This window comes from Actinoplanes sp. NPDC023936 (genome assembly GCF_040639325.1).
In the GTDB taxonomy this organism is placed as follows: Bacteria; Actinomycetota; Actinomycetes; order Mycobacteriales; family Micromonosporaceae; genus Actinoplanes.
Genome location: NZ_JBEZZR010000001.1, coordinates 1 through 17,904, shown reverse-complemented (window position 1 = coordinate 17,904; position 17,904 = coordinate 1). Strand labels below are relative to the sequence as shown.

14 protein-coding genes are annotated in these 17,904 nt (G+C 71.1%); 5 read left to right on the top strand and 9 right to left on the bottom strand.

The window, feature by feature from the left end; all coding sequences use genetic code 11:
• Nucleotides 1-7: 7 nt before the first annotated feature.
• Together AB0F72_RS00070 and AB0F72_RS00065 are read right to left on the bottom strand one after the other, a co-directional pair.
• Nucleotides 8-2,572 carry a GNAT family N-acetyltransferase gene (locus tag AB0F72_RS00070; RefSeq protein ID WP_360422569.1) on the bottom strand — a complete coding sequence of 855 codons (2,565 nt, stop codon included), beginning with the start codon at nucleotides 2,570-2,572 and terminating at the stop codon, nucleotides 8-10.
• Between the two features lie 4 nt (nucleotides 2,573-2,576).
• Nucleotides 2,577-3,758 carry an acetoin utilization protein AcuC gene (locus tag AB0F72_RS00065; protein WP_360422566.1) on the bottom strand — a complete coding sequence of 394 codons (1,182 nt, stop codon included), beginning with the start codon at nucleotides 3,756-3,758 and terminating at the stop codon, nucleotides 2,577-2,579.
• A gap of 149 nt (nucleotides 3,759-3,907) precedes the next feature.
• Between AB0F72_RS00065 and AB0F72_RS00060 the strand changes: the two genes are divergently transcribed.
• Complete coding sequence (locus tag AB0F72_RS00060) at nucleotides 3,908-4,600, top strand: metal-dependent transcriptional regulator (RefSeq protein WP_360423772.1); 693 nt, start codon at nucleotides 3,908-3,910, stop codon at nucleotides 4,598-4,600.
• Between the two features lie 101 nt (nucleotides 4,601-4,701).
• Here AB0F72_RS00060 and AB0F72_RS00055 read toward each other — a convergent pair whose 3' ends face one another.
• Nucleotides 4,702-5,259 carry a hypothetical protein gene (locus AB0F72_RS00055; RefSeq protein WP_360422563.1) on the bottom strand — a complete coding sequence of 186 codons (558 nt, stop codon included), beginning with the start codon at nucleotides 5,257-5,259 and terminating at the stop codon, nucleotides 4,702-4,704.
• 119 nt (nucleotides 5,260-5,378) lie between these two features.
• Between AB0F72_RS00055 and AB0F72_RS00050 the strand changes: the two genes are divergently transcribed.
• Together AB0F72_RS00050 and AB0F72_RS00045 are read left to right on the top strand one after the other, a co-directional pair.
• Nucleotides 5,379-5,924 carry a hypothetical protein gene (locus AB0F72_RS00050; RefSeq protein ID WP_360422560.1) on the top strand — a complete coding sequence of 182 codons (546 nt, stop codon included), beginning with the start codon at nucleotides 5,379-5,381 and terminating at the stop codon, nucleotides 5,922-5,924.
• Nucleotides 5,925-5,965: 41 nt separating this feature from the next.
• Entirely contained in the window at nucleotides 5,966-6,868 is a 903-nt protein-coding gene (locus AB0F72_RS00045; protein WP_360422557.1) for an alpha/beta hydrolase, read from the top strand.
• A 103-nt stretch (nucleotides 6,869-6,971) separates the two neighbouring features.
• Here the strand turns inward: AB0F72_RS00045 and AB0F72_RS00040 are convergent, their stop codons facing one another.
• Genes AB0F72_RS00040 through nrdR form a run of 4 tightly spaced genes read right to left on the bottom strand, consistent with a single transcriptional unit; the run spans nucleotide 6,972 to nucleotide 11,054 of the window.
• Nucleotides 6,972-7,253 carry a hypothetical protein gene (locus tag AB0F72_RS00040; RefSeq protein WP_360422554.1) on the bottom strand — a complete coding sequence of 94 codons (282 nt, stop codon included), beginning with the start codon at nucleotides 7,251-7,253 and terminating at the stop codon, nucleotides 6,972-6,974.
• Nucleotides 7,254-7,261: 8 nt separating this feature from the next.
• On the bottom strand, nucleotides 7,262-7,537 hold the full coding sequence (locus tag AB0F72_RS00035) for a hypothetical protein (RefSeq protein ID WP_360422551.1): 276 nt from the start codon (nucleotides 7,535-7,537) through the stop codon (nucleotides 7,262-7,264).
• 12 nt (nucleotides 7,538-7,549) lie between these two features.
• Nucleotides 7,550-10,477: a vitamin B12-dependent ribonucleotide reductase gene (locus AB0F72_RS00030; RefSeq protein ID WP_360422548.1), complete on the bottom strand. Its 2,928-nt coding sequence runs from the start codon at nucleotides 10,475-10,477 to the stop codon at nucleotides 7,550-7,552.
• A gap of 58 nt (nucleotides 10,478-10,535) precedes the next feature.
• Nucleotides 10,536-11,054 (bottom strand): transcriptional regulator NrdR, encoded by a 519-nt coding sequence (gene nrdR / locus AB0F72_RS00025; RefSeq protein WP_360422545.1) that lies wholly within the window; start codon nucleotides 11,052-11,054, stop codon nucleotides 10,536-10,538.
• 819 nt (nucleotides 11,055-11,873) lie between these two features.
• Between nrdR and lexA the strand changes: the two genes are divergently transcribed.
• The gene (gene lexA / locus AB0F72_RS00020) at nucleotides 11,874-12,593 is read left to right on the top strand and encodes a transcriptional repressor LexA (protein ID WP_360423769.1); all 720 of its coding nucleotides are present in this window, start codon (nucleotides 11,874-11,876) and stop codon (nucleotides 12,591-12,593) included.
• A gap of 157 nt (nucleotides 12,594-12,750) precedes the next feature.
• Here lexA and AB0F72_RS00015 read toward each other — a convergent pair whose 3' ends face one another.
• Both AB0F72_RS00015 and hflX read right to left on the bottom strand, forming a co-directional pair.
• Nucleotides 12,751-14,685: a hypothetical protein gene (locus AB0F72_RS00015; protein WP_360422542.1), complete on the bottom strand. Its 1,935-nt coding sequence runs from the start codon at nucleotides 14,683-14,685 to the stop codon at nucleotides 12,751-12,753.
• A gap of 81 nt (nucleotides 14,686-14,766) precedes the next feature.
• Nucleotides 14,767-16,179, bottom strand: coding sequence for a GTPase HflX (gene hflX, locus AB0F72_RS00010; protein ID WP_360422539.1), 1,413 nt, complete (start codon nucleotides 16,177-16,179; stop codon nucleotides 14,767-14,769).
• A gap of 174 nt (nucleotides 16,180-16,353) precedes the next feature.
• Here hflX and AB0F72_RS00005 point away from each other — a divergent pair, with 174 nt between their 5' ends.
• Nucleotides 16,354-17,814 (top strand): NAD-dependent malic enzyme, encoded by a 1,461-nt coding sequence (locus AB0F72_RS00005; protein ID WP_360422537.1) that lies wholly within the window; start codon nucleotides 16,354-16,356, stop codon nucleotides 17,812-17,814.
• The last annotated feature ends 90 nt before the right edge of the window (nucleotides 17,815-17,904 follow it).

The following is a 17,904-nucleotide window of genomic DNA, read 5'->3' as shown; positions in this document are numbered from 1 at the left end:
TCGGGCCTCAAGCGCTGCGCAACCGCCGGGGGCCGGTGTCCGGGCGGACGCCGGCGTCGCCGAACTCGGCGGCCGCGTGCAGCACCGAGTAACCGTCCGGCCGGGCCAGCACCGGGTTCAGCGTGAGCGAGCGCACCCGGGGGTGTTCGTCGGCGATCCGCCCGACCCGCAGCAGCAGGTCGATCAGGCCGGCCCGGTCGACGGGCGTCGAGCCGCGGTAACCGTGCAGCAGCGGCGCCGCGCGCGGCTCGTCGACGAGCGCCTCGGCGGCGCGGTCGGTGAGCGGGGCGGCCCGCCAGGCGAGGTCGCCGAGCAGTTCGCTGGCCACGCCGCCCAGGCCGAACCCGACGACCGGGCCGAACGCCGGGTCCTCGACCACTTCGATCCGGCAGGCCACGCCGGGCGGCACCATCGTCTGCACGAGCACGTCCGGTCCGAAGGCGGCGGACAGCTCGCGGTACGCCACCCGTACGTCGTCCTCGTCCCCCAGCGCGAGGCGCACCGCGCCGAGGTCGATCCGATGGCGCAACCCACCGCCGGCCGCCTTGAGCGCGACCGGGTATCCCAGCTCGTCCGCCGCCAGGACGGCCTCGTCGGCGGACCGTGACACGGTGGACGGGACGACCGGTATCCCGTAGGCGTTCAGCAGTCCGGTGGAGTCGCCGGCCGTCTCGGCCGCCACGGGGTCCACACCGGACAGCGCCGGCATCACCCCCGGCGGGCGCCGCAGCCAGTCGGCATAGTTGACCACCCGGGCCAGCGCCCGCACCGCCTCCTCCACCGACGGATAGGTCGGCACCCGCGGCGGGACCTGGCCGAACACCATCGTCGCGACGGTCGGTTTCTCCCCGGCGAGCGCGACGCTCGCCAGGGCCGCGGCGAAGTCGGCGTCCTCGTCGGCGTGCTGCCCGGGCACGGGCGGGGCGAAGACCACGACGAGCGCGTCCACCCCCGGGTCGACGGCCGCGTCGGCGAGCGCGTCGGCCAGATCGTGCGCGGTGGCGAGCGGGCTGACGTCACGGGGATAGCCCTCGGCCACTGTCAGACCGGCGGCGCGGCAGGCCACCACCGCGAGCTGGGCGAGCGCCGAGGAGTTGCCGACCACCGCGACCCGGCGGCCGGACGGCAGCGGCTGGTGGGCCAGGATCATGCCGACGTCGAAAAGTTCCTGAACGGTGTCCACGCGAATGACGCCAGAACGCGCGAAGAGGGCAGTCACCGCGTTCGCGTCCGGTCCCGGCGCATCACCCGCCAGCCCCGGCGGCCGGGTCGCCGACGCCACCGCCACCACCGGCTTCACCCGGCTCATCCGGCGGGCCAGCCGGGCGAACTTGCGCGGATTGCCGAACGTCTCCAGATAAAGCAGGACCACGTCGGTGCCCGGATCGTCCCGCCAGAACTGCAGCAGGTCGTTGCCGGAGACGTCGGCCCGGTTGCCGGCCGACACGAAGCTGGACAGACCCAGGCCGCGCCGGTCCGCCTCGGCCAGCAGCGCCACGCCCAGCGCGCCGCTCTGCGCGAAGAAGCCGACCCGGCCGGCCTTCGGCAGCCGCGGCGAGAGCGTGGCGTTCAGCCGGACACCGGGGTCGGTGTTGGCGATCCCGAAACTGCTCGGGCCGATCACCCGCAGACCGGCGGCGCGCGCCTCCTCCACCAGGCGGCGCTGCTGGGCGGCGCCCTCCGGGCCGGTCTCGCCGAAACCCGCCGAGACCACCACCACGCCGCCCGCGCCGGCGCGAGCCGCGTCCGTCCCGGCCTCCGGAACCGCCTCCGCCGGCACGGCGATCAGGGCAAGGTCGATCGGGACACCGGCAAGCGCGGCGCTCGGGTACGCGGGGAGCCCGGCCACCCGGTCAGCGGTGCGATGCACGGGGACGATCGCGCCGGAGTACCCGCCGTCCCGCAGATTGCCCAGCATCGCGGCGCCGATGCCCTGCCCGCTGGCGCTCGCGCCGTAGATGGCGATGCCCCTCGGCGCGAGCAGCCGCGCGATCGAGCGGGCCTCGGTGAGGTGCTCGCGGGACTCCTGCACCTCGCGGGACTTCTCGGTCGGCGCGATCGGGAAGTCCAGGTGGACCACGCCGTCCGCGTACTGGCGCTGCACCTGGAAACCGGAGTCGCCGAAGACCCGCAGCATGCCGCCGTTCTCCGGCAGGACCTCGGCGACGAACCGGGTCAACCCGTTCTCCCGCGCCGCCTCGGCCAGGTGCTCCAGCAGCACCGAGCCGATGCCGCGGCCCTGGAGCGCGTCCTCGACCACGAACGCGACCTCGGCGTCCGGCGAGTCGGGGCCGAGCCGCTCGTACCGGCCGACAGCGGTGATCCGGCCGTCGGCGTCGACGGTCACGAACGCCTCCCGGTCGCGGTGGTCGACGTTGACGAAGCGTTGCAGGTCGCGTTCCGGGATGCGCGGGTACGGCGAGAAGTAGCGCAGGTAACGGGTGCGGTCGCTCATCCGCGAGTGGAAGTCCACGATGGCCGGAGCGTCCTCCGGGCGGATCTGCCGCAGGTGCGCGGTCGAACCGTCGGCCAGCAGGACGTCCGCGCTTCGGTGGACGGCGGAGTTCTCCACGTCGTCAGTCCCTGGGGTCGTGGGGGTCCAGGCCGTGCAGGGGGAAGACAGCGGTCCGCGTCGCCTGGATCGCCCGGTCCACCGGGTCGGTGGTCCCCGGCGACCATTGTTCCAGCACCGGCGGCACGCCGTCGGACATCGTCTCCGGTACCGGCACACCGGGGCAGCGCCGGGCGGCGAACTCGCGCCAGCCCGCCGGCGTCCGCGTCCGCGGGTCGATCGGCTCACCGCTGGCCACCGCGAGCAGATGCGTCCAGGCCCGCGGGACGACCTCGACGAGCGCGTACCCGCCGCCGCCGGTCGCCACCCAGCGGCCGTCGCAGAGCTCGTCGGCGAGCGCGCGGATCGCCACGTACGCGGCGCGCTGGCCGTCCACCGACAGCTTCAGGTCGGCCAGCGGGTCGAGGACGTGCGCGTCGGCGCCGCACTGGCTGATGATGATCTCCGGGGCGAACGCGCGGACCACCGACGGCACGACCGCGTGGAAGGCGCGCAGCCAGCCGGCGTCACCGGTGCCCGGCGGCAGCGGCACGTTCACCGCGGTGCCCTCGGCGTCCGGCCCGCCGATCTCGTCGGCGAACCCGGTGCCCGGGAAGAGCGCGAGCGGCGTCTCGTGCAGGCTCACCGTGAGCACCCGCGGATCGTTGTAGAACGCCACCTGCACGCCGTCGCCGTGGTGCACGTCGACATCGACGTACGCGATCCGCTGGGCGCCGTGATCGAGCAGCCAGGCGATCGCCACGGCCGGGTCGTTGTAGACACAGAAGCCGGCGGCCCGGGCCGGCAACGCGTGGTGCAGGCCACCCGAGACGTTCACCGCGCGCCGGGCCGCGCCGGTCCAGACCGCCTCGGCCGCCGCGATGGACGCGCCGCAGATGCGCGCCGACGCGTCGTGCATGCCGTCGAAGACCGGGTTGTCCGGGGTGTTCAGGCCCCAGCCGGTGAAGAATGGATCGATCGGGGCGAGGCGCACGGCGTCCAGATAGTCCGCCCGGTGCACGCGCGTGAGATCGGTCTCACTTGCCGGCCGGGGCGTGACCATCCGGACGTTCGGACGGTCCAGCACGCCGAGTTCCCGGGCCAGCGCCATGGTCAGTTCGACCCGTACCGGATTGAGCGGATGGTCCCCCATGTCGTAGTCGAGCAGGGCACTGTCCCAAACGACCGCCGTCGTCTCGTCCGCCATGTGGACATGGTCCCATGACCGATGTCCCCCGGTCGGGGACGACGTGTCGTTAGCACACCTGTTCCGCGGTCGGGTAGGGTCACCGGGCACTTGCTCGGGGCGGATGTCAACCCCCCGCCGCGCGGTATTATCGCTGCTGGGAGGACCGCATCGTGAACGATCTCGTCGATACCACCGAGATGTACCTGCGCACCATCCTCGAACTCGAGGAAGAAGGTGTGCCCGCACTCCGAGCCCGCATCGCCGAACGCCTGCATCAGAGCGGTCCCACGGTCAGCCAGACCGTCGCCCGGATGGAACGAGACGGTCTGCTGACCGTCGAGGGTGACCGTCACCTGGTTCTGACCGACGCGGGCCGCGCCAACGCCGTCGCCGTCATGCGCAAGCACCGGCTGGCGGAGCTTCTGCTCGTCAACGTCATCGGCATGCCCTACGAGGAGGCCCACGAGGAGGCCTGCCGCTGGGAGCACGTGATGAGCGACTCCGTGGAGAAACGCGTCTACGAGCTGCTCAACAAGCCGACCCGCTCGCCGTACGGGAACCCGATTCCCGGGCTGGAGGAGCTGGGCGCGCCCGACGAGAGCCAGCTGGACGAGGTGCTCAGCCACGGCGAGCGCAACCTGGCCTTCCCGGGCCTGACCGGCAGCGTCGTGGTCCGGCGGATCTGCGAGAGCGTGCAGACCAACGCGGACGTCCTGCGGCAGCTGCACGCCGCCGGCATCGATCCGGGTACGACGGTGACCGTCGCCCAGGAACGGGACGGCGTCACCATCGACAAGTCCGGCGACAAGATCCGCCTGCCGCGTGAGGTGGCGTCCCGGGTGTTCGTCGCGGCGCGCTGAGGCTGTCCGGCCTTTTTCGGGGCCGGCCTTTTTCGGGGCCGGCCGTGCTCGGGGCTGGCCGTGTTCGGCGGAGAAGCGCCCAGCCCTTCGGGGCCGGGCGCCTATCCGTCGGTGGTGTTCATCGCCTGGGCGAGGGCGAAGAGCTTGCCGTTCATGGCCTTCACGGTCGCCGCGTCGGCGCCCTTCTCGAAGGTGAACTTCAGCGTCTGCAACTGTTTCGCCTCGCTCAGCCAGCCGATCTCCACGGTCGGCCCGTGGCCGTCCTTGGCCTTGCCGGTGAGCCGATAGGCGGCCTTGCCCAGTTTCTTGAGCTTGGTCGCCTTCTCCGGCATCCGCTCCTCGAGGAAGATCTCGGCGTCCGCCTTCGTCGTCTCGACGACGGAGAGTGACAGGTCTGGCCACTCCTTGTCGATGTTCTGCACCACGCAGGTGGACGTCTCGTCGACCTGGTCGGAGGCGGCCACCGAGAAGGTGACGCCGATCTTCTCCGCGATGAAGTCCCAGTCCCAGAGGATGCAGGCGCCACCGGCGGAAGCGGCGGGAGGCGCCACGATCTGCACCGGGGGCAGTGAGGCCGCGGCGGGTTTCTCGTCGCGCGGACCGCACCCGGAGACGACGAGCAGCACGGCGACGGCCGGCACGGCGAAACGCGTACGCACTGAGATCCTCCCGAGTCCGCGCACACCTTATTGGGCGCGGGGCGGGAGCGGAAGGGCCGGGTTCGCGATCACTGTCCGTTCAACTTGACGGCCACTGTCAAGTGGCGCAGGATGGGCGCATGGACGCCCTCGCCGAGCAGCTGCTCCGCCTCGTCGACGTGCGCCTGCTCGACCCGCTGGAGATCCTGCTGGAGGACGACGCGATTCCCGGCGGGCTGCGGACCGTGCTGCGCCACCGGGCAGCCGCGTGGGCCGACACCATCGAGCACAGCGACGACGCGACAGCCGTTCGCACGCTCGCCCGGCTCATCGCGACGCTCTATCCGGAGGAGCACGCGTTCGCCCCACCGGCCGACTGGTGGCGCACACCGCTCGGCCAGGCCGTCGTCCGCCGGGTCGGCCATCCGTACGTGGAGTCGGTGTCCTACGCGACGGCCGGCGCCATGCTGGGGATCAGCCGGCAGGGGGTTCATGATCTGGTACGCCGTGGCCGCCTGCCCCGGCATCCGGACGGCGGTGTTCCGGTCAGCGCCGTCCGCGACCGCCTGCTGAACACGCCTCCGCCGTCACCTGATCCGCCCCCGATCGACTCGCCCGCGATCGACCCGCCTCCGATCGACCCGTCACCCACCGATCCGCCACCGACCGATCCGCCGCCGCTCTGAGGGCGCGGCCCGGCACCGCTTCACAGGCACTGGGAGCCTCAATGATCAACGACCGCCTCATCGACGCGGGCGAGCTGCCCATCGCCGTCCGCGACTTCGGTGGCGACCAGCCGCCGCTGCTGCTCCTGCACGGCGCCGGCGCCAACCTCGCGCACATGACCACGCTGGCCCGCGCGCTGCGGCCCCGGAACCGGGTGATCACCGTCGACCTGCGTGGCCACGGCCGCTCCGGCGACGGGCCGTGGACCTGGGACGCCGCGCTCGGCGACCTGGCCGCCGTGTGCGTACAGATGGAGCTCGACCGGCCCGCGGTGGCCGGGCACTCCCTCGGCGGGATGCTCGCCGCCCTCTGGGCCCAGCGGCATCCGGAGACGCCCGGCGTGGTGAGCCTCGACGGCAACCCGCCGCCCACCGCCCCGGCGCACCTGCCCGGCATCCCGGAGGAGAAGGCGCTCGGCGAGCTGGCCCGGCTGCACGCCGTCTTCGACGCCGTCGAGGCCGCGGCCGGCCAGGTCATCCCCGCCGGCCAGCTGCCCGACCTGGTGGAGCGCCAGCAGATGGCGGCCCGCGACATGGGCGCCAACGAGAAGGTGTGGATCGAGGGCTTCCGGCGCAACCTGGTGCATGTGGACGGTGAGACCTCGATCCGCCCGTCCGCGCAGGCGACGGCCGAGCTGCGGGCGCTGATGAACTCGCTGGACCTGGGCCCGGTGTACGCGGCGACCACCTGCCCCGAACTGGTCGTGCTGCCCACCCGCAGCCTGCCCGAACAGGAGCCGTTCGCCGAGCTGTACGCGGCGCACCGCCGGTTCCTGGTGGAGCAGGCGCGGTCGGTGCCGCACCTGCGTTACCTGTCGCTCGCCGACGCCTCGCACGCCATGGTGATCGAGCAGCCGACCGTGCTCGCCTCAGTCATCAGCGACTTCCTGGCCGAGCATCGCTGATCGATTCCGGTCGCCGGCGGCAGTCGCGTCGCCGGCGACCGCGTCGCGTTCGCAGGCCTTGCCGGTCCCGGGGCTCGCGCGGCCACGGCGGGCACTTCCGGATCTACTCGAAATCGGACAGTGACATCGAGACGATATTGATCGCTGCGATGGCCAGGCCGATCAGCGCCGGCCAGAGCACCGCCCCGGTGAAGGCGCCGACCGCGCTGTCCCGCCGGGACTGCCGCTGGTGCCACTGACCGAGCAGGATCACTGAGAGCAGACCCGCGCCGAAGAGCGCCCAGGCGACGGCGGCGTTACGCACTAACGGCATCGCCAGCAGCACGGCCAGCCAGACCACGAGTGATTGCCCGAGGCCGCCGGCTACCGCATCGCTTTTCCGCACGTGGTCGCCTACTTCCCCGGCTTCTTGGTGGCCGCCTTCTGGGTCGCGGTCGTCGCAGTGGCGGGCTTCGCGGTGGCGGGTCCGGCGGTGGCGGGCTTCGCGGTGGCGGGCTTGGCGGCGGGCCACGGGCTCGGGGTGTGCGGCTGCGACATGGCATGCAGTCTGCCGCAGTCGATCAACTCGCAGCGATAGACCGTACGGTCCACCGCTCGGACGACGAGCGGCGGGTCCGAGCCCGCCCCCGACGGCAGGATGCCTCCCACCCGGTTGCGGGTGGGAGGCATCCGTCAGTTGTCTCAGCTGCAGCCGGAGGTCGAGCCGCAGCCCTCGCAGACGTAGCAGGAACCGGCGCGGCGCATCTTCGTGCCGCAGGTGAAGCAGAGCGGCGCGTCGGCCGCGTGGCCGGTGACCACCTCGAGCAGCTCGGTGGACGAGCCCACCTGGTGCGCCGGAGCCGGCGTGGCCTTCGACTCGGCGACCTCCGCCACGGTGACCGCGGACGAGGCGACCGGGGTGGAGGCGACCGGCGCGGCCGGAGCCGGCGCGGCCGGAGCCGGAGCGGACGCGGCCATGCCGGCCAGGTCCACCGTGCCGGCCTCGGCGGCCGCCTCGGCCTGCGCCTGGGCGGTGCGCTCCTTCGCGGTGAAGATGCCGAGCTCCGCGCGGGTGTCGTACGGCAGGAAGTCCAGCGCCAGGCGACGGAAGATGTAGTCCATCACCGAGGAGGCCATCCGCACGTCCGGGTCGTCGGTCATGCCGGCCGGCTCGAAGCGCATGTTGGTGAACTTCGCGACGTACGTCTCCAGCGGGACGCCGTACTGCAGGCCTATCGAGATGGCGACCGAGAAGGCGTCCATCACGCCGGCCAGCGTGGAGCCCTGCTTCGACATCTTGAGGAAGACCTCACCGAGGCCGTCGTCCGGGTAGGAGGACGCGGTCAGGTAGCCCTCGGCGCCGGCGACCGAGAAGGACACCGTCTCCGACGGGCGCTTCTTCGGCAGGCGCTTGCGGACCGGCCGGTACTCGATGACCTTCTCGACGACCTTCTCGACCGCCTTGGGCTCCTCGGCCGCGGCGGGCGCGGTGGCCTTGGCGCCCTTGCCGGCCGAGAGCGGCTGGCCGACCTTGCAGTTGTCGCGGTAGATCGCGAGCGCCTTGAGGCCGAGCTTCCAGCCCTGGTAGTGGATCTCCTCGATCTCCTCGACGGTCGCCGTCTCCGGCATGTTGACCGTCTTCGAGATCGCGCCGGAGATGAACGGCTGCACGGCCGCCATCATCCGGACGTGGCCGATCGGAGCGATCGCCCGCTCGCCCATGGCGCAGTCGAAGACCGCGTAGTGCTCCGGCTTGAGGCCGGGCGCGTCGACGACGTTGCCGTGGTCGGAGATGTGCTCGACGATCGCCTCGACCTGCTCCTCGGGGTAGCCGAGGGTGCGCAGCGCGCGCGGGACGGTCTGGTTGACGATCTGCATCGAACCGCCGCCGACCAGCTTCTTGAACTTGACCAGGGCCAGGTCGGGCTCGATGCCGGTGGTGTCGCAGTCCATCATCAGGCCGATGGTGCCGGTCGGGGCGAGCACCGACGCCTGGGCGTTGCGCCAGCCGTTCTTCTCACCGATCTTGTTGCCGTTCTTCCACTGCTTGGTGGCCTCACGGACGATCTCGGTGGCGACCGCGCCGGAGGGGCGGATCTCGTCGTTGGCGGCGGCGTGCTTGCGCATGACGCGCTGGTGGGCGTCGGCGTTACGGGCGTAGCCGTCGTAGGCGCCGACGATGCCGGCCAGCTCGGCCGAGCGGCGGTACGCCGTGCCGGTCATCAGCGAGGTGATCGCGGCGGCCACGCCACGGCCGGCCTCCGAGTCGTACGGCAGGCCGGACGCCATCAGCAGGGCGCCGATGTTCGCGTACCCGATGCCGAGCTGGCGGTAGGCGCGGGTGGTGACCCCGATCTTCTCGGTCGGGAAGTCCGCGAAGCAGATCGAGATGTCCATCGCGGTGATGATGAACTCGACGCTCTTGACGAACTTCTCCACCTCGAAGCCGCCGTCGGAGCGGAGGAACTTCATCAGGTTGAGCGAGGCGAGGTTGCAGGACGAGTCGTCCAGCGACATGTACTCCGAGCAGGGGTTGGACGCGGTGATGCGGCCGGTCTCGGGGTTCGTGTGCCAGTCGTTGATGGTGTCGTCGTACTGCAGGCCGGGGTCGGCGCACTCCCACGCGGCCTTGGCGATGTCGCGGAAGAGCTTCTTGGCGTCGATGGTCTCGATGACCTCGCCGTTGAGCCGGCCGCGCAGGCCGAACTCGGTGCCCTCCTCGTACGCCCGCATGAACTCGTCGCTGACCCGCACCGAGTTGTTGGCGTTCTGGTACTGCACGCTGACGATGTCGGCGCCGCCCAGGTCCATGTCGAAGCCGGCGTCCCGCAGCGCGCGGATCTTGTCTTCCTCGCGCGCCTTGGTCTGGACGAACTCCTCGATGTCCGGGTGGTCCACGTCGAGGATGACCATCTTCGCGGCACGCCGGGTGGCGCCGCCGGACTTGATGGTGCCCGCGCTGGCGTCCGCGCCACGCATGAAGCTGACCGGGCCGCTCGCGGTGCCGCCGGAGGAGAGGAGCTCCTTGGAGGAGCGGATCCGGGAGAGGTTGACGCCGGAGCCGGAGCCACCCTTGAAGATCAGACCCTCTTCCTTGTACCAGTCGAGGATCGAGTCCATCGAGTCGTCGACGGAGAGGATGAAGCACGCGCTGACCTGCTGCGGCGACTTGGTGCCGACGTTGAACCAGACCGGCGAGTTGAAGCTGAAGACCTGGTGCAGCAGCATCCAGGTGAGCTCGTGGCCGAAGACCTCGGCGTCGGCCGGCGACGCGAAGTAGCCGTGCTCCTCGCCCGCCTTGCGGTAGGTGCTCACCACGCGGTCGATCAGCTGGCGGAGCGAGACCTCGCGCTCCGGCGTGCCGACCGCTCCGCGGAAGTACTTGGTCGTGACGATGTTCGCGGCGTTCACGCTCCAGAACGCCGGGAACTCCACGCCGCGCTGCTCGAAGTTGATCGAGCCGTCACGCCAGTTGGTCATGACGACGTCGCGGCGTTCCCACTCCACCTCGTCGTACGGGTGAACGCCCTCCGTCGTCCACACCCGCTCCACATGCAGCCCCCTGGTCGCCGCGCCCGCGCCGTTCGTCCGGCTGCGCTGGCGACCTGCTGTGATGCCGTCTCCGGCCATAAGGATGTGCTCCCCCTCGTAGTACCCGCGGAAAGGTGTAGCTGAATGTCGGCCGTGATCAGCCGTTGAGCTTTGGCGCCCGCGTGCCGGACCGCGGCGCGACGGCGTGTCGCGTCCCGGGTTCCCTGACGGCGGGTGCTTCGCGAAGCGCGGCGATCTCTTTCTCGAATTCGTCCAGAGAATCGAACGCCTTGTAGACACTCGCGAACCGGAGATAGGCCACCTGATCGAGCTCACGCAGCGGCGTGAGGATCGCCAGGCCCACCTCGTGGCTGGGGATCTCGGCGGCGCCCCGGGCCCGGACGGTCTCCTCGACGCGCTGCGCGAGCAGCGCGATCGAGTCCTCGTCGACGGGACGGCCCTGACAGGCCTTCCGGACGCCGCTCATGATCTTGGTCCGGCTGAAGGGCTCGGTGACGCCACTGCGCTTCACCACCGCGAGAACCGCCTCCTCGACCGTGGTGAACCGCTTGCCGCACTCGGGGCACGACCGGCGGCGACGGATCAGTTGACCGTCGTCGGCCTCACGCGAGTCGACCACGCGTGAGTCGGCGTGCCGGCAATACGGGCAGCGCACCGCGAACCCCCTCCGGATTCCCCCCGAACCGGCTCGCGGACACGCAGAAGCACAGCTTCGCCTTGGTCGGAACCGATGCGAGGCTGTGGACGGCATGTGGATAACCGGGGAGAGGGAAACCCAACCTGTGGATGACTTACATCCGTGTAACCACTAGATGTTGGGGTCAACGCTATGCCCCGGCGGACGGCGGCGCAAGTTCAGCCGCATGCCGACGCGCCGGGTTTTTCAAGCTCACCACCAGGGGTGATGCCACGATCACTCGGCGCAGCGGGCGGGGGTGACGCGACGCGCCGGAGATCCGGACACCCCACTCGTCCGGTGACCACGAAGGGACAGCGAACGGCGCTGGTCAGCCCTGCGACGCGGTAGTGAACAACACGACACTCGCCAGCACCGCGAGAAGGAGATAGACACCGAGCAGAACGGCGCGGCCACGCCGGGTGAGTCGCACGGGCGGCGCCGCGTGTCGCATCCCACTGGAAACCATGACGACCCCTCTCTCGGACACCCGTTCGATAGAACGCCCGTACGACGGTCTATCAGAACACGCGTACGGAAGTCGAGTCCTCGGGCGCGACACGCCGGAGAAAGATCGTACAGATGTTTGAATATGTCGCATGTCCCTATTACGGTTTGCCGTCAAGAGGGGTCAGCCGGGCAGACGTCATCCCCACAGCGTGGGTCCGGCTCCGCGACGCACCACGTGCCGGATGGCACTGGCCGACAGGGAGGGCGGACGTGTCGACCGACGACCGCACGAAGCAAACACCCGGGCAGCAGTCCGTCAAGAGGGCCGAGGCCGCCGCCCCGGCCAGCATCCGCCGCCGCTCACCGAACCGGGCCCGCAGCGGTGACGCGCCCCAGCTGCGCTCGGTCACCCCGGTCGGGCACGCCCCCGAGGTCGTCGCCCCGGACCTGACCGCACGGCAGCGCCGCATCCTGGAGTTCATCCGCGACTGGGTGGAGCGCTACGGGTACCCGCCGAGCGTGCGGGAGATCGGCGAGGCCGTCGGCCTGGTCTCCCCGTCCAGCGTGGCCTACCAGCTGAAGGCCCTGGAGACCAAGGGTTATCTGCGCCGCGACCCGAACCGGCCGCGCGCCGTGGACGTCCGCATGCCCGGCGAGATGGTCGACGACGAGGCGCTGCGCGCCGCCCGGCCGCAGCCGGCCTACGTGCCCCTGGTGGGCCGGATCGCCGCCGGTGGCCCGATCCTCGCCGAGCAGACGGTGGAGGACTTCTTCCCGCTGCCGCGCGAGCTCGTCGGTGAAGGCGACGTGTTCATGCTCGAGGTCAAGGGTGACTCGATGATCGACGCGGCGATCTGCAACGGCGACTGGGTGGTGGTCCGCCAGCAGCCCACCGCCGAGGCCGGCGACATCGTGGCCGCGATGATCGACGGTGAGGCCACCGTGAAGAGCTACCGCCAGCGCGACGGGCACGTCTGGCTGATGCCGGCGAACCCGGCGTTCGACCCGATCCCCGGTGACGACGCCACCATCATGGGCCGGGTCGTGGCCGTCCTGCGCCGCGTCTGAGCCGAGAACGGCGAGAAGGCCGGCCCCGGTGAGGGCCGGCCTTCTCCGTGCTTCCTGACGCCTTACGGCGGTGCGCCGCCGTGCTTACTGGTGCCCTGCGGCGGTGCGTCGCCGTGCTTCTTGCCGCCCTGCGGCGGTGCGTCGCCGTGCTCGCGCGTCAGCGGTGGTAGTCCGGGTCGTCCGGGCGACCGCCACCGCCGTAGACGCCGCCACCACCGCCGCCGCGACCGGGCGGCGGCTTCGGGCCGCGGCTCGGCGGCGGCTGCTGCGGACCCCGCGGAGCGCCCTGCTGCGGGCCACGCGGCGGAACCTGCTGGGGACCACGCGGGCCACCACCCTGCTGCGGGCCACGCGGACCAGCGCCACCCTGCTGCGGACCACGCGCGCCGCCACCCGGCTGCGGACCGCGCGGCGGAACAGGCTGCGGACCACGCGGGCCGGCGCCCCCCGGCTGCGGACCGCGCGGCGGAACAGGCTGCGGGCTACGCGGGCCACCACCCTGCTGCGGACCACGCGGGCCGGCGCCACCCGGCTGCGGACCACGCGCGCCGCCACCCGGCTGCGGGCCACGCGGCGGAACAGGCTGCGGACCACGCGGGCCGGCGCCACCCGGCTGCGGACCGCGCGGCGGAACCTGCTGGGGACCACGCGGGGCGGCGCCCCCCTTCTGCGGCCCCCCCTGCTGCGGACCACGCGGCGGCTGCGGGCCGGCCGGCCGGCCGTACTGCCCGCCACCACCGGCGGCTGCTCCGGCCGGCGCGCCCGCCGGAGCACCGCCGTAGACGCCGGTGCCACCCCGCTGCGGGCCCGGGGCGCCCGGCGGCGGACCGGCCTGGGCGCCGCCGTAGACCGGGCCGGCTCCCCCGCCGGGACGCCCGTACGCCGGGGTCCGCTGGGGCAGTCCGCCGACCCCGATCAGCTCGGTCTCCGGGTCGTCGGTGTTCAGGCCGCCGGGCAGGTCGTCGGCCTCGGCGGCCGCGATCGCCTGCGGGGACTTGCGGAACCGCACGATGCCGAAGACACCGGCCGCCACCAGGAGAAGGCCGAGTCCGCCGACACCGGCGACCAGGTAGGTCAGATTGTCCAGATCGGTGTACCACGCGGCGCCGGTGGTGTCCTGACCGGACTTCTTCGAGATCGCGGCGACCTCGGTGGCCGGCGTGTACTCCCGGATGTTGTTGGCGGTCTTCTGGTCGCCGTTCATGTCCGAGACGGTGACGAAGGACTTGCCGTCCGGGCTGTACGAGATCGCCTCACCGAACGGCTCGTTCGGCAGGCCGGTGGTCCGTGGCTCCTTCTTCAGGGCCGCCACCACGTCACCGTTCTCCACGTCCCACTCGAGCGCGTCGGTGTAGGTGCGCAGCGCGACCTTGGCGCCGCCCGGGGCCACCGCGCCACCGGTGATCGTCTTGTTGCCGATCCGGGCCAGCGCGTTGCCGGCCGTCTCGGTGGCGTTGACCTTCAGGTCGGCCACTTTCGTCATCGGCACACCGTCGGTGCTTTTCGCCACCAGGGCGGCGGACGGCTTGTAGACCCCGGCCGTCGCGCCGATCTCCTTGGTGATCACCATCGGCACGCCGTCGCCGTCGATCAGCAGCGCCTCGGCGTCGTGGTTGTCACCGTCCGGGTAGGTCATCCGGTACAGCGTCGGCTTCTTCTCGCCGTCGGCCGCCATCTTCCAGACCGCGACCGCCTTGCGGGGGTCCGCGCCCTCGGTCCGCACCGCGTTGTCACCGATGTCGGCGATCCAGATCGTCTTGCCGTCCGCCGACAGGACCATGTCCTCCGGGTCCAGCGGACCGGCGCCGCTGTACTCCTGCTCCTTGGTGACGACGCACTTCTTGTTGAGGAAGAAGATCTTGCGCTTGGCTTCCTCGGTGGTGCCGTCGTCGATCACGACGTAACCGGTGTCCGTCGCGACCAGACCGGAGATCTCGTCCAGCCGCTTGTCGACGATCTTGCAGAGTTTCTTGCCGGGTGTCGCCTTGGCACTCACCGTCGGCGCGGGTGTCGGGTCCTCGGCGGACGCGCTGGAGGAACCGACCATCACGAAGCCCATGGCCACGATGATCGAGAAGACGAGACGCCGCATCCGAACAGTGTCGCACGCGGCGTCGTCCCCCGGTATTACGTGTGGATCAACGCTGGTGAGAGCGATCTCGAAGGTCTCCCCTCAGAGCCGGAAAGCCTCCAGCTCAGCGGCGATCTCCTCGCTCACCCGGACCCGGAGCTCGGTCCCGTCGTCCAGGTGTCGGGACTGCAGCACCTGACCGGACCGGTGCACCCTGGCCACCAGGTCACCCCGGTCGTAGGGCACCAGGACCATCATGTCGACGGCGGGGCGGGGCAGCCGCTCGGCGATGGCCGCATGCAGCTCGTCGATGCCCGCTCCGGACCGCGCCGACACGAAGACGGCGTCCGGCCATGTCCGTTTGAGTCGCAGGATCGTCTCTTCGTCGGCGGCGTCGACCTTGTTGACCGCCAGCAGCTCGGGAATCCGGTCGGCGCCGACCTCGCTCAGCACCTCACGGACCGCGCTGACCTGACCCTCGGGGTCCGGGTGGGCGCCGTCCACGACGTGCACCACCAGGTCGGCCTGGGCCACCTCCTCCAGCGTGGAGCGGAACGCCTCCACGATCTGGTGCGGCAGGTGCCGGACGAAACCGACAGTGTCGGACAGCGTGAAGACACGGCCGTCCTCCGCGGCGGTCCGCCGGGTCGTCGGGTCCAGCGTGGCGAAGAGCGCGTCCTCCACCAGCACGCCGGCCTGGGTCAGCCGGTTCAGCAGGCTGGACTTGCCGGCGTTGGTGTAACCGGCGATCGCCACGGCCGGGACACCACTCGCGGAACGGCGGGACCGCTTGGTCTCCCGTACCGTCTTCATGGCTTTGATCTCACGCCGCAGTTTGGCGATCCGGGTGTTGATCCGGCGGCGGTCGGTCTCCAGCTTGGTCTCACCGGGACCACGCGTGCCGACACCGCCCCCGCCCGCGCCGCCACCGGCGCCGCCGCCCTGACGGGAAAGCGAGTCACCCCAGCCGCGCAGTCGCGGCAGGAGGTACTGCAGCTGGGCCAGCTCGACCTGGGCCTTGCCCTCGCGGCTCTTCGCGTGCTGGGCGAAGATGTCGAGGATCAGCGCCGTACGGTCGACGACCTTGATCTTGACTTGTTGTTCGAGGTTACGCAGCTGGGACGGGGAGAGCTCGCCGTCACAGATGACCGTGTCGGCGCCGGTGCTGAGCACCACGTCGCGCAGCTCGTCGACCTTGCCGCGACCGATGAACGTGGCCGCGTCGGGTTGCTTACGTCTCTGGATCAAACCCTCGAGCACCTGGGATCCGGCGGTCTCGGCCAGCGCGGCGAGCTCGGTCAGCGAGTTCTCCGCGTCGGCGACACTGCCCTCGGTCCAGACGCCGACCAGCACCACTCTTTCGAGTCGCAACTGGCGGTACTCGACCTCGGTGATGTCGGTCAGCTCCGTGGAGAGACCCGCCACACGCCGCAGCGAATGACGCTCTTCCAGCTCGAGCTCACCGGTGGTCAGGTCGGGCTCGTCCAGCACGGGTGCCTGGTAGGTGTTTCGCAAAAGTGACCTCCTCCGGCCCGATCGTGGCACGTCGCGCCGCTGGGCGCATCCACATAACCGACCCGGACGCTCTGACAGTCGAAATCCAACTCTCTGGTAACCACCGCAACGGTGCACGCTATTCCGCAAGAGCGACAATGCGGAGACTCACCCACCAACGTCGGAGGGAACACCGTGGTGACCACCCGCCTGCCGAGCGCAGGATTCTCGATCACGATTCGCATCGCCGTAACCGCGGACGCCTCGTCCATCGGCCGGCTCACCACCTGTGTGGGTGAAGCCGGGGCGATCGTGACGGCGCTGGACGTGGTGGATTCCGACGCCACCCACGTGATCGTCGACCTGACCTGCGACACCGCCGACGCGGCGCACGCCGACCAGGTCGTCAAGCAGCTCGAGGACCAGGACGGCGTCGACGTCCGCAAGGTCTCCGACCGGACCTTCCTGCTGCACCTCGGCGGTAAGATCGAGGTCAACTCCAAGGTCGCTCTGCGTAACCGGGACGAGCTGTCCCGGGCGTACACGCCGGGCGTGGCGCGCGTCTGCATGGCGATCGCCGAGAACCCGGCCGACGCGCGCCGGCTCACCATCAAGCGCAACACCGTGGCAGTGGTCAGCGACGGCTCCGCGGTGCTCGGGCTCGGCAACATCGGGCCGGCCGCCGCGATGCCGGTCATGGAGGGCAAGGCCGCCCTGTTCAAGCGGTTCGGCGGCGTGGACGCCTGGCCGGTGGTGCTCGACACCCAGGACACCGACGAGATCGTGGCGATCGTGAAGGCGATCGCTCCGGCGTACGGCGGGATCAACCTGGAGGACATCGCGGCGCCGCGGTGCTTCGAGATCGAGGCCCGGCTGCGGGAGCTGCTGGACATCCCGGTCTTCCACGACGACCAGCACGGCACAGCGATCTGCGTGCTGGCGGCGCTGACCAACGCGCTGCGAGTGGTCGGCAAGCGCCTCGAGGACGTCCGGGTCGTCGTCTCCGGCGCGGGCGCGGCCGGCACGGCCATCATGAAGCTGCTGCTGCGCCAGGGCGTGGGCGACATCATCGCGTACGACCGGAAGGGCGCCCTGCACCGCGGGATGCCCGACATGTCGGAGACGTGGCAGTGGCTGGCCGACCACACCAACAAGAGCAACTACTCCGGTGACCTGCCCGGCGCGATCGTCGGCGCGGACGTCTTCATCGGCGTCAGCGCCCCCAACCTGCTGACCGGCGAGGACATCGCCAAGATGGCCGACAAGTCGATCGTGTTCGCGCTCGCCAACCCGGACCCCGAGGTCGACCCGCGCGAGGCCCGCAAGCACGCCGCGATCGTGGCGACCGGCCGCTCCGACCAGCCCAACCAGATCAACAACGTGCTGGCGTTCCCCGGCGTGTTCCGCGGCATGCTCGACGTGAGCGCCGAGGAGTTCACCGAGGAGATGGCGCTCGCGGCGGCCCGGGCGATCGCCGACGTGGTGGGCGAGGACAAGCTGAACCCCACCGTGATCATCCCGAGCGTCTTCGACAACCGGGTGACGCCGGCCGTGGCGGCGGCGATCCGGGCCGTGGTGCGCGGGGTGCCGGCGCCGTCGAACCCGGCCGCGACCCCGGACTCGGAGCTCGACAAGGCCCCGGACGGCGCCTTCTAGCCCCGTACTTCGCACATGCTTTGGAGTGAACGGCCGTCACTCTGATCAAGATCGATGTGTTGGTCGGGTATGGGTGTAGCAGGTGCTCCT

Coding starts and splice junctions, on each gene's coding strand:
- AB0F72_RS00065 (WP_360422566.1), bottom strand. CDS start 3,758: ATGGCGGACGAGACGACGGCGGTCGTTTGGGACAGTGCCCTGCTCGAC.
- AB0F72_RS00050 (WP_360422560.1), top strand. CDS start 5,379: ATGGACGCCCTCGCCGAGCAGCTGCTCCGCCTCGTCGACGTGCGCCTG.
- AB0F72_RS00015 (WP_360422542.1), bottom strand. CDS start 14,685: ATGCGGCGTCTCGTCTTCTCGATCATCGTGGCCATGGGCTTCGTGATG.
- AB0F72_RS00045 (WP_360422557.1), top strand. CDS start 5,966: ATGATCAACGACCGCCTCATCGACGCGGGCGAGCTGCCCATCGCCGTC.
- AB0F72_RS00030 (WP_360422548.1), bottom strand. CDS start 10,477: ATGGCCGGAGACGGCATCACAGCAGGTCGCCAGCGCAGCCGGACGAAC.
- AB0F72_RS00035 (WP_360422551.1), bottom strand. CDS start 7,537: ATGCCTCCCACCCGCAACCGGGTGGGAGGCATCCTGCCGTCGGGGGCG.